This is a genomic window from Streptomyces sp. NPDC051320, assembly GCF_040682175.1.
In the GTDB taxonomy this organism is placed as follows: Bacteria; Actinomycetota; Actinomycetes; order Streptomycetales; family Streptomycetaceae; genus Streptomyces.
Window position 1 is genome coordinate 129,693 of record NZ_JBFBAL010000016.1, and the last position, 9,664, is coordinate 139,356.

The 9,664-nt window shown below is 69.7% G+C and carries 12 protein-coding genes; 3 read left to right on the top strand and 9 right to left on the bottom strand.

Features of this window, described 5'->3' with window-relative positions; translation table 11 throughout:
- Positions 1-64: 64 nt before the first annotated feature.
- From AB0M87_RS28910 to AB0M87_RS28940, 7 genes are all read right to left on the bottom strand, one after another.
- Complete coding sequence (locus AB0M87_RS28910) at positions 65-1,372, bottom strand: site-specific integrase (protein WP_365858063.1); 1,308 nt, start codon at positions 1,370-1,372, stop codon at positions 65-67.
- Entirely contained in the window at positions 1,372-1,596 is a 225-nt protein-coding gene (locus AB0M87_RS28915; protein WP_365858065.1) for a helix-turn-helix domain-containing protein, read from the bottom strand. The genes AB0M87_RS28910 and AB0M87_RS28915 overlap by 1 nt, the downstream gene beginning before the upstream one ends.
- Positions 1,593-3,026, bottom strand: a complete 1,434-nt coding sequence (locus AB0M87_RS28920) for a replication initiator (protein ID WP_365858067.1) — start codon at positions 3,024-3,026, stop codon at positions 1,593-1,595. The genes AB0M87_RS28915 and AB0M87_RS28920 overlap by 4 nt, the downstream gene beginning before the upstream one ends.
- A gap of 141 nt (positions 3,027-3,167) precedes the next feature.
- Positions 3,168-3,884: a DUF2637 domain-containing protein gene (locus tag AB0M87_RS28925; protein WP_365858069.1), complete on the bottom strand. Its 717-nt coding sequence runs from the start codon at positions 3,882-3,884 to the stop codon at positions 3,168-3,170.
- Positions 3,885-3,920: 36 nt separating this feature from the next.
- On the bottom strand, positions 3,921-5,291 hold the full coding sequence (locus AB0M87_RS28930; protein ID WP_365858071.1) for an FtsK/SpoIIIE domain-containing protein: 1,371 nt from the start codon (positions 5,289-5,291) through the stop codon (positions 3,921-3,923).
- A gap of 1 nt (position 5,292) precedes the next feature.
- Positions 5,293-5,481 carry a hypothetical protein gene (locus AB0M87_RS28935; RefSeq protein WP_307056008.1) on the bottom strand — a complete coding sequence of 63 codons (189 nt, stop codon included), beginning with the start codon at positions 5,479-5,481 and terminating at the stop codon, positions 5,293-5,295.
- Positions 5,478-5,831, bottom strand: a complete 354-nt coding sequence (locus AB0M87_RS28940) for a hypothetical protein (protein WP_307056007.1) — start codon at positions 5,829-5,831, stop codon at positions 5,478-5,480. Before AB0M87_RS28940 ends, AB0M87_RS28935 begins: the two co-directional genes overlap by 4 nt.
- Before the next feature lie 164 nt (positions 5,832-5,995).
- Here AB0M87_RS28940 and AB0M87_RS28945 point away from each other — a divergent pair, with 164 nt between their 5' ends.
- Positions 5,996-6,889 carry a GntR family transcriptional regulator gene (locus AB0M87_RS28945; protein WP_365858074.1) on the top strand — a complete coding sequence of 298 codons (894 nt, stop codon included), beginning with the start codon at positions 5,996-5,998 and terminating at the stop codon, positions 6,887-6,889.
- Positions 6,890-7,487: 598 nt separating this feature from the next.
- Here AB0M87_RS28945 and AB0M87_RS28950 read toward each other — a convergent pair.
- Positions 7,488-7,733, bottom strand: a complete 246-nt coding sequence (locus AB0M87_RS28950) for a hypothetical protein (protein WP_365858075.1) — start codon at positions 7,731-7,733, stop codon at positions 7,488-7,490.
- Entirely contained in the window at positions 7,721-7,972 is a 252-nt protein-coding gene (locus tag AB0M87_RS28955) for a hypothetical protein (protein ID WP_365858099.1), read from the bottom strand. The genes AB0M87_RS28950 and AB0M87_RS28955 overlap by 13 nt, the downstream gene beginning before the upstream one ends.
- 246 nt (positions 7,973-8,218) lie before the next feature.
- Here AB0M87_RS28955 and AB0M87_RS28960 point away from each other — a divergent pair, with 246 nt between their 5' ends.
- Both AB0M87_RS28960 and AB0M87_RS28965 read left to right on the top strand, forming a co-directional pair.
- The gene (locus AB0M87_RS28960; protein WP_365858077.1) at positions 8,219-8,965 is read left to right on the top strand and encodes an XRE family transcriptional regulator; all 747 of its coding nucleotides are present in this window, start codon (positions 8,219-8,221) and stop codon (positions 8,963-8,965) included.
- Positions 8,966-8,967: 2 nt separating this feature from the next.
- Complete coding sequence (locus AB0M87_RS28965; RefSeq protein ID WP_365858079.1) at positions 8,968-9,438, top strand: NUDIX domain-containing protein; 471 nt, start codon at positions 8,968-8,970, stop codon at positions 9,436-9,438.
- The last annotated feature ends 226 nt before the right edge of the window (positions 9,439-9,664 follow it).

Below are 9,664 nucleotides of genomic sequence, written 5' to 3' on the forward strand. Positions count from 1 at the left end.
AGCCCCGCCAGATGCATCTTGGCGGGGCTTCAGTGTGGTCTGACGGCAGTAGTTGACGGCAACGTCAGCGGACGAGGGTCGCGCCGAGGGGTGGTTCGTCGCCGTCGTCGGGCTTGCCGGTGATCTCGGCGGGGTTGCGGAGGGCGTGGCCGAGCAGATCGATAGCGTCGCGCTGGAGGCGGAGTCGGACGTGGGCGTACACGGACGCGGTGACGCCGATGTGGGCGTGCCCCAACAGCTCCTTGATCACGACGAGTTCCACTCCCTGCTCCAAGAGGAGAGTGGCCGCCGAGTGGCGGAGGTCGTGGAACCGGATGCGTCGGAGCCCGGCCCGGTGGAGCAGGGTGTTGAAGTTTCGGGTGAGGGTGGACCCTTCGATCGGTGCACCATCGGGGCGAGTGAAGAGGTAGCCGCTGTGCTGCCAGCCCGCCCCCGCCGCTTCGCGTTCCTGGAGCTGCCGGGCGCGGAGCTGTTCGAGGGAGACCACGCACGGTGTCGGTAGGGCGATGCGTCGTTCTGAGCTCTGGGTTTTGGTCGGGAGCGCGGTCAGGCCGCTGGTGTTGGTGCGCTGGAGGGTGCGGCGGATGCTGGCGGTGCCACCGGTGAGGTTGAGGTCTTCCCAGCGCAGACCGAGGAGTTCGCCCTTGCGGAGGCCGGTGTGCAGGGCGAGTTCGAACAGGGGCTGCAACCGGTGCCCGCTGGCGGCGGTCAGGAACCTGCGGGCTTCGTCGGCGGTGAGGGGTTCGAAGCGTCGGGGCCGGGGTGTGCCGGTGCGGACGTTCCGGGCGACGTTGCGTGGTATCTCCTCCTCGCGTACCGCGTGCTCCAGGGCCGACTTGAGCACGGAGTGCACATAGGCCAGAGTCAGCGGCGAGAGCCGCTTGGAGCAGCACTTCCCCGTGGCGCAGCAGTGGGGCTTGTCGCGGGCAGTGTCGAGGCCGCGGGTGCAGCACTGGCAGGTGGTGCGGAGCTGGTTGAGCCAGGTGCGGACGTCCTTGGCGGTGAGCTTGGCGAGCTTCTTCTTGCCGAGGCCGGGGATGAGGTAGAGCCGGGAGACGGCGGTGTAGCGGGTGTGGGTGTTCTCGCGGAGCTGGTGGACGGCGACGTTCTCCAGCCAGTAGGTCAGGTACGCGGCCACGCTGCCCTGCGTGGAGGGGATGGGGAGGCCGCGGTTGCTGGCTGCGATCTTCTCGGTGAGCTTGGCCAGGGCCTCTTTGCGGGTGGTGCCGTAGACGCGGATGCGGCGGCGGGTGTTGCCGGGGGCGAGGACGTATCCGGCGGCTTCCCAGCGGCTGTCCTTGCGCTGGTAGACGGTGCCGTCGCCGTTGGCGCGGGTTCGGCGGGAGGCGGGGGTGTCGCGAGGCGTGGCCATCAGGCAGCTTCCTGTTCGAGGCGGGCGCGGATGAAGTCGGTGAGGGAGTGGGCGGGGATGCGGCGGGCGCGGCCGAGGGTGATCGAGGCGAGCTGCCCGGTGCGGAGCAGGTCGTAGACGGCGGAGCGGCCGAGCTGGAGGTGGGCCATGACCTGGGGGACCGTCAGCAGCTCTTCCGGCGTACTGAGTCCCCACCGGGTCGGGGCGGGTTCCTGCGCGTTCATCCGCAGCCCCCTTCCGCGACGAACCGGCGTTCCAGTTCCCGGCGGTGCCAGACGGCGGCTGCGAGGAGCGCGGCGCCGGGGCTGTAGCCCGAGCCGAGGTAGTCCCAGTGGCCGAGGACGAGCGTGGTGTCCGGGTCGTGCTCGGGCAGGCTGGCGTGGACGCGGGCCTGTTCGGTACGCCAGGCGCGGCGGGCGTCGCGCAGCGCGCCGAGGGTGGTGGAGTAGGAGCGGGACTTGGTGGAGAAGTGGCCGCGGAAGCCGAGCATGTGGGCCCACTTCCACAGCTTCAGATTGGCGAACTCCGGCAGGATGCCCAGATCCCAGCAGGTGCGGATCATCTGCCGCACATGCGGTGCGACGGCGAGCCGGGGCAGCGGCCGGGCTTGTCCGGTGCCGTCGCAGGCGGTGCAGGGGAGCGGGGTGCCGTGGGGCAGGAGGGTGGCGCCGCGTCCCTGGCAGGGGCGGCAGAACAGGGTGCGGTCGAGGGTGCCGGAGGCGTCGGCGGACTTGGTGGCGTACTTGGCGACGTAGGCGGCGACCGCCTGGTCGGTGAGTTCGGTTTCGGTGCTGAAGGCAGCGATCTCGCGTACGTCGAGCTGCCGGCCCCAGGTGAGTTCGCGTTCCCCGACCGCGTCCGAGGTGACGGAGATGCGGGCGCGCGGTGCGGCGGCGCGGATGGCGTCGGTGAGCACGGCGACGGTGGCGTACGAGGGCGGGGGCTGGGCGCTGCCGTCGGGGCCGTCGAGGCGGATCACGGCGTGGAAGTGGACCAGGCCACGCTTCTGGTACTCGGCAACCTTGGCGAAGGACACCCGCAGAACCGTGCGGGCGGCCTTCTGGGTGAGGCCGAGCCGGACGGCGAGCTCGCGGCGCAGGTAAGTGGTGAAGCGGGCCCACAAGGCTCCGGCGTGGGCGTTGAAGAGGACTGCACCCGTGTAGTCGTACGTCGCCGGATTGAGCGGTGTGCCGAGCAGTGGGTCCGTGGGCTCGTGGCGGATTCCGCAGCGGCAGGGCCGGGCGTCGGGGCGGTTGTGGACGGGGCCGAAGGAGGGGGCGGTGAGGGTGGCGAAGACGCGGGGGTGGGTGCGTACGGTGTCGGGGACGGTCTTGCCGCCGGAGAGGCCGGCGCGGATGAGGTGGTAGGTGTCGACGGCGTAGAGGCGGGAGCAGGCCGGGCAGCGTGAGGCACGGCGGTTGCCGCACGTGGTCAGCAGGCTGCCGGTGGGCTCGTCGGAGGCGGTGTAGGAGCGCAGCACCTCACCGGTCATGGTGTCGACGGTCGTGCTCTGGCCGGTCAGGCGGACGGGTTCGGTGCAGCCGCCGAGGCGTTCGATCTGCTGCTGTGCGCGGTCGAAGTCGGGGTGGTTGACCAGGTGAAGCAGGTCCCGCACGGCGGGACTTGCCACGTGGCGCAGGTCCAGGGTGACCATTCGGGGCGTGTCCCTTCTGTCGGGTGGGTGGTCCCGAGCAGCAACCAGCCAGGAAGGCGTGTTGGTGCTCGGGGCATGACGAACCAAGCCCGTGGGTGGGCGTGGTGCGGCGAGAGGGATTCGGGCTGCGAGGGCCGGGACTCAGAGCTGAGCGAGGGCGGCGGTGGCCACCGGAAGGGCGACGCCCATGCGCCTCCCCAGGTGAGCGGCGGTGATTGGTGTCCCGTGCTCGGCATGGTGGGCGTCCGCGATGCGCCGGGCCGCGTCCAGCAGGGCGGCTGGCAGGGCCGGGTCGGAGGCGGGTCGGGTCGTCTTGGCGACAGTGATGGGCGGAGTAGCGGCCGAGGCCGGAGTCGGAGCGGGTTGTGGTTCCTCGGCCGGGCAGGCGACGGCGACCGGGGCGGGCATCGGCTCGGAGATGGGGGTGGGTGCGGCCTCCAGGCACGGGGTGGGGCGGGCGGGGGTGTGGAACTGGGCGAGGAAGGCGGGGCCGACGTGGCCCCAGCCGAGCAGCAGGAGCGGGGCGACGGTGTCCAGGCAGGCGCGGCCGTAGCGTCCGGTCAGCAGGGGTTCGGCGGTGTTCAGGGCGAGGGTGAGCAGCCCGCACAGGTGCAGCAGCCGGGTACCGGCCCGCAACTCCGCCTTGGACACGCCGCGCAGGGCCAGGAAGCGCAGAGCGACCAGGAGCCCGACGACGGACAGGTCCACCATGGGGGCGATCAACGGCGCGATCGGGTGCGGAACACCGAGGCGCAGGGCCAGCGCCCAGACGTTGCCGAAGGAGAAGACGAAAGCCAGGGCCGCGATGACCGCCATGACCACGGTCACGGTGCGCCGGGTGAACCGTTCCTCCGCCATTTGCTCGACCTCCTTTCAGATGCGGGGTGTTGGGAGCTACTTGGTGTACGGGACAGAGGTGCCGAGGAGGGCATCCAGGCTCAGAGCCGGGTCGGCGGTCAGATGCGAGGTGTCCTCGGCGACGCGGGCCGCGTCGGCGTCGGAGACATAGGGCGTGCGGATGCGGGTGTAGCCGGGACGGCCCTGCATCGCCATCACAGCGACGCCGACGTAGGCGGGGTCCTGCAAGGTGACCGGACTGGCGTCGGGCCAGTTGCGGATGTCGTCCCCCAGCGCGGCGACCGCGGCCTCTACGGTCTTCTGCGCGAAGGACAGCCCGATGGGGCACACGTCGCGGATGAAGGTGGGGATGGCGTCGCCGGTGGTCTTCTGGCTGATAAGGATCACCAGGATGCCGACGCTGCGGCCCTTCTTGACCAGGTCCTCCACCAGCCGGGCGTTCTCCGCCGTCAGCGCGGCCAGGCGTTTCGTCTCGGCGTCGCTGCCCTTGTACTCGCGGAAGAACGTGTGCGCCTCATCGATGATCAGGACCGTGAGCGGCCACTGTGGTGAGGGGCCGACGTGCCACATGTTCTTCACGCCCAGCACGTCACGGATCACCGATGAACGCCGCTGGCGCAGCTCCACCAGGCGCTTGAACAGCGCGTTGGCTTCGGCGAGGTCGTCACCGCAGAATGCGAACATCCGCTTGACGAGGTCGGCGTAGTCGCCCTCTGAGGCCCGTGACACCTTGCCGTCCGCAGTCGCGAACTGCACGGACGGGGACGGCGCGAAGTCGCAGACGAACTTGTTGACCCCTGAGGTCTTGCCCGCTCCCGGGGTGCCGGCCACGGTCACCCCGGGCACGTTGGCCAGGGACACGCACACCTTCGCGGCGTACTCGTCCACGCCCAGTTCCCAGCGCGTCAGGTCCGTGGGTGGGCGGCCGGTGGGCCGGTGGGTGGTCGGCGTGGTCAGTGGGTCGGAGCGCACGCCCCGGATCACCACCCGACCGGGGCCTTCTGGCAGGACGGAGACCCGAGTGCACCGCCAGGCATCTGCCAGGAACCGCGCCGACTTCTGGTACTCCTCCAGTCCGACCTGCGGCAGCGTGCGCGCCTTGACGATCACGCCGAACCGGTCCGGGGTTACCTTGATCCGGGGCGTCAGCACCCGGGGCGCGGGGGCGGGGCCGTCCTTCTGCGCGGTGATCTGCGCGAGCAGGCTCGGTGTCTTGTCGGTGACCGTCAGTCCCGCCATCCGCGCGAGCCGTACCCAGCCCCAGCGGACCCGGACGGCCTGCCGCATGCTGACCCGCGTGCCCCGGTCGGCCCGTACGTAGCGCACCACCGTCCACACCAGCCACACACCGATGAGCGCCGTAGTGATCGGCAGCACGTAGGACGCGTATCCCGTGACGGCTTCCACGTCAGGCCCCCTCTTCGCGTATCAGGCGCAGGGCGTGGGCCAGGTCGAGGTGGGCCGCCTGTTCCGGGTCCAGGCCGAGCAGATCGAGCACGGCAGCCGAGACGGCGAAGGTGGCCTTGCCCTCGGTCCCCGGCAGGGGCCGGAGCGGGTACAACTCCCGCTCCGACAGGTGGCGTTCGAAGCGGGTCACTGGTTCGCCTCCACCGTCACCAGCTCCAGGCGAGCAGCACGGTAGGCGACACCGTCGGAGAGCTGACCATTGAAGATCCGCGCCCACGGGGTGGCGAACAGCTCCACAGGCCGCACCATCGCCCCCGGCTTGAGCCCGGCCGCCAGGCCCGTCTCCGGAACGGTGATCTTCAGGACTTCGGCGCGGCCGTCCTCCATGAGCATCACGGTCACCGTGTACAGCGACGCGCCGGTCTCCCGGTCGGTGGCGACCTCCCCGGTCTGCTGGTCCTTGATCTTCAGCACCGGCTCGGTGCCCGCGATGCACACCGCCGACGGCAGCAGGGCAACACGGATTCGAGTCATGGCCATGCCATCACATCCTCGTTCGATGGAGTCGCTTGATCGACTCGCCATGACCATAGCGGCACACTCGCTACACCCGCAACACTCGATTCGTATCGCTACAGCGATACGTCTGGAACGCCGAGGACGCCCGGGTGTGCCGCGAGTGCCGACGCCGCTACCCTCGTGCCATGAAGCTGCCCCTGGGAGAGGACCCCCGGCCGCCGTACGTCCAGGCCGCCGACGTCCTGCGCACCGCCATCCACGACGGCGAGCTGCGCCCAGGTGAACGGCTCCCCGCCGCGCGCGAGCTGCAACGACGCTTCGGCATCGCCAGCTCCACGGTCCAAAACGCCCTGCGGGTCCTCAAGGAGGAGGGGCTGATCTACTCCGTCCTCGGCCGGGGCAGCTACGTACGCGCGCCGAAGCCGATGGTGACCACCGAAGCAGAGGTGGCCGCAGCAGAGGAAGACGAAGTCGATCTGGGCGAGTCCGATCCTGAGTACACCGGTCTCGGTGACCTCCGGCGCGGTTGGCAGACCGCCGACAGCCCCGCTGACGATCCCCGACCCCCGTACGTGCGGACCGCGGACGCGCTCCGCAAGCAGATCCAGGACGGCCGGCTCGCACCTGGGGCCAAGCTCCCCTCCGCCCGCGACCTGCAAGCCCAGTACGGCATCGCCAACTCCACCGCGCAGAACGCCCTGCGGGTCCTCAAGGAGGAGGGGCTGATCTACTCCGTGCAGGGCCGGGGGGTCTTCGTCCGACAGCTCAGCCCGCGCGATCAGTTCCTCAAGCGCTACAACGAGGGGCTGGAGGAAATGGCGGCGCAGCGTCGAGCGGACGAGGAAGCGGTACGGCTCAGCGGAAAGAGCGATGACGAGGTGGCCGCCGAACTCGCCGCCGCCGAGGAGCGGTTCACCAAGGCCAGCACCGAGTTCGAAGCCGCTACCGCCCACCGTGACGCCATGCGCGCCGTCATGGAGCAACGCAAGCGCCTCAGTGGCAACTACACGCCTGAAGAACAGGCCGCCAGCGTCCAGCGCCTGCACGACCGGCTGAACGAAGGCAGACGCCGGCGCTGAACCAGCCGCACCAGACGGAGCAGCAGGAGACGCAGCGCAGGGTGAGCTGTTCAGAGTTTCTTTACTTGATCAAGAACGGCCCGCTGACGCGGGCCGTTGCGCGCCGAGTGGCCGGTGGCCGCCGCCCGCTCCTGTCTGCCGCCCCGCTGGCGACGCCCACCGGCCACTCGGCGCGCAGATCCGGGGAGCGCGGGCATTATCAAGCGGAAGCCCATTCCGCCCGACCGTTCAGCAGCAGGCGGGGTGGGTGCCCGAGAGGCCGTCCGGTGAGTTCGTGCCGTGCGTCGGCACCCGGGCCGAGCTGACGTCCCGGCCGCCTGGGCCTGGTGCCTGGCTGAGGCCGTGACGATGGAGATAACTGGGCTGATGCCGGTGCGGGGTTGAGCGAGACACACGTGACGGGTGATCGGTCGGCGCGCCCGCCGTCGTGGCTGACCTTCTGTGGCTGAGGCCAGAACCTCGTGGTCATGGGCCCGGCATGTGAGCGCCCGTCCCTGCCGGGGCTGATGAGGACGGGGGGAGCCTCGATCGGTCACGACCGGCAGGGACGGGGGTCGGGTGGGTCAGCGCGGGGCGGCGCCTGGTCGAGCGGGGCTGGTCACATCTGCCGCCAGGCCCGCCAGGGCCGGGTGATGATCTCCCGGTAGGTGTGGTGGGACGGGTTCTGGCCGCAGTGGCGCAGCACCCAGTTCTGCGGTTCGGCGAAGTCCTCGCTCGTCGGCGAGATCTCTCCGTCCACGGCGCACTGCATCGCGTACTGGACCGGCTCCGCATCCGGCTCGCGGTCGGGCTGGAGAGTCCAGGTCTCGTAGCGCAGGACCGAGCGAGGGGTCACCGTCCCCACCTCCGGTTGGCCACGGCCACCTTCGCGCTCAACTCCTCCGTCGGAGTCGGCGCACGTACGTCCTCGGGAGGCACGTCCCACTCCCGGCCGCCGTGTGGTGGCCGAAGCTGCACGTACGGCCCCACGTGCCCCATCACCACGCCCACCTTGCCGTTCCGTCGGTCGACCACCAGGGCGCCGACATCGGGCGAGACGGTGTGCCCGTCGGTATCAGGGGTGGGGGCCGTCATCGTGACCACCCCGGCGAGGCGGTGCGCGAGCGGGCGTCCAGTCGCAGGGCGGGAACACATGGGGTGGTGCTCTTTCGCACGGTGACGCTCCTCGGCGGCGTGGATACGTGCCCCTGGGCCCGTCGGTGCCGCAGGGTCGCCACCGATCCTCACGCCGGTCACCGGGACGAAGGAACCTCCACCAAACCCCACATCGGGACGTCCCGCACCGTGTAGAACGTCCCTGGTGCCGTCCTGAGACGAAGGGGGAGACTCATGCCGAACGAGAGACTACGAGCCGTCATGGCGGCCGGAGGCTGGACTTACGCGACCCTTGCCCAGGAGGTTGAGGTCGACCCCAAGTCGGTCGAGCGCTGGGTGAACCTCGGGCGCATCCCACGCCGTACCACAGCCCTCCAGGCGGCCAAGGCCCTGGGAGAAGACGTGCACGCACTCTGGCCGGCACTCCGCCAAGCCCGCCCCGCCCGCGCCATCAGCCCTGAGTTGGTGGCGCTCTACGAACAGCGGGCCGACATCCCCGTTTCGGCGTTCACCGACCTGATGGCCCAAGCCCAGGAACGGATCGACATCCTCGTCTACGCGGCCGTCTTCCTCCACGAGGCCTACCCCCGGCTGAACGACCTCCTCACCGAACGCGCCGCCCAAGGCTGCACCGTCCGCATCGCGATCGGAGACGCCGACAGCGACACCGTCCAAGCCCGCGGCCAGGAGGAGCGGTTCGGCCACGGCATCGAATCCCGCTGCCGCCTCGCACTCATGCACTACAGGCCACTCGCCGGCACCCCCGGCATCGAAGTCCGCACCCATGAAACCACGCTCTACAACTCCCTCTACCGCGCCGACGACCAGCAACTCGTCAACGCACACGTCTGGGGCGTCAACGCCTACGCAGCCCCGGTGTGGCATCTTCGCCGACACGAAACAGGCGGCATGTTCGACACCTACGCCGAGAGCTTCGACGCCGTGTGGACGACGGCAACCCCCGTACGAGAGGAAGGCTGACCGTGGCCCGCACCGAGTACTACGACGACCCCACCGCCCCCAAACCGAACAGCATGGTCGTCGCCGCATCCGCCGTCGTCACCGACAACCACGGACGCATCCTCCTCCAGCGCCGCCGCGACAACGACCTATGGGCACTGCCCGGAGGCGGCATGGACCTCACCGACTCCCTGCCCGGCACAGCCGTCCGCGAAGTCAAGGAAGAAACCGGCCTCGACATCCAGATCACCGGCCTGGTCGGCACCTACACCGACCCGAAACACATCATCGCCTACACCGACGGCGAGGTCCGCCGCCAGTTCAACGTCTGCTTCACCGCCCGCATCACCGGCGGTCAGCTGGCAATCTCCGACGAGTCCACCGAACTCCGGTTTGTACCGCCCGAAGAGATCGAGCAGTTGCCGATGCACCACACCCAACGGCTCAGGCTCCAGCACTTCATGGAACACCGCGAGAAGCCATACCTGGGCTGAACAGCTGACGGCAGTAGCTGACGGCAACAACCCCGCACAACCACGGACACCCACGCACGTCACCGGACCAGCAAACCGCGCTTGACCTGCGAAGAAGCAGGTCGAGGGCTCCGCGTAGCACACGTACTATGGGGACTGTAAAACGTTCGGTGTAACTCCCGATCATGGAAGATGCATCGATGACCAGTGACAACGTGACTGAGGTCGAATCCGTCGAGCCGTCTGA

What these genes read in the sequence shown, in the direction of transcription:
- AB0M87_RS28910 (WP_365858063.1), bottom strand. Translation starts at nt 1,372, where the DNA reads ATGGCCACGCCTCGCGACACCCCCGCCTCCCGCCGAACCCGCGCCAAC.
- AB0M87_RS28915 (WP_365858065.1), bottom strand. Translation starts at nt 1,596, where the DNA reads ATGAACGCGCAGGAACCCGCCCCGACCCGGTGGGGACTCAGTACGCCG.
- AB0M87_RS28920 (WP_365858067.1), bottom strand. Translation starts at nt 3,026, where the DNA reads ATGGTCACCCTGGACCTGCGCCACGTGGCAAGTCCCGCCGTGCGGGAC.
- AB0M87_RS28925 (WP_365858069.1), bottom strand. Translation starts at nt 3,884, where the DNA reads ATGGCGGAGGAACGGTTCACCCGGCGCACCGTGACCGTGGTCATGGCG.
- AB0M87_RS28940 (WP_307056007.1), bottom strand. Translation starts at nt 5,831, where the DNA reads ATGGCCATGACTCGAATCCGTGTTGCCCTGCTGCCGTCGGCGGTGTGC.
- AB0M87_RS28945 (WP_365858074.1), top strand. Translation starts at nt 5,996, where the DNA reads ATGAAGCTGCCCCTGGGAGAGGACCCCCGGCCGCCGTACGTCCAGGCC.
- AB0M87_RS28960 (WP_365858077.1), top strand. Translation starts at nt 8,219, where the DNA reads ATGCCGAACGAGAGACTACGAGCCGTCATGGCGGCCGGAGGCTGGACT.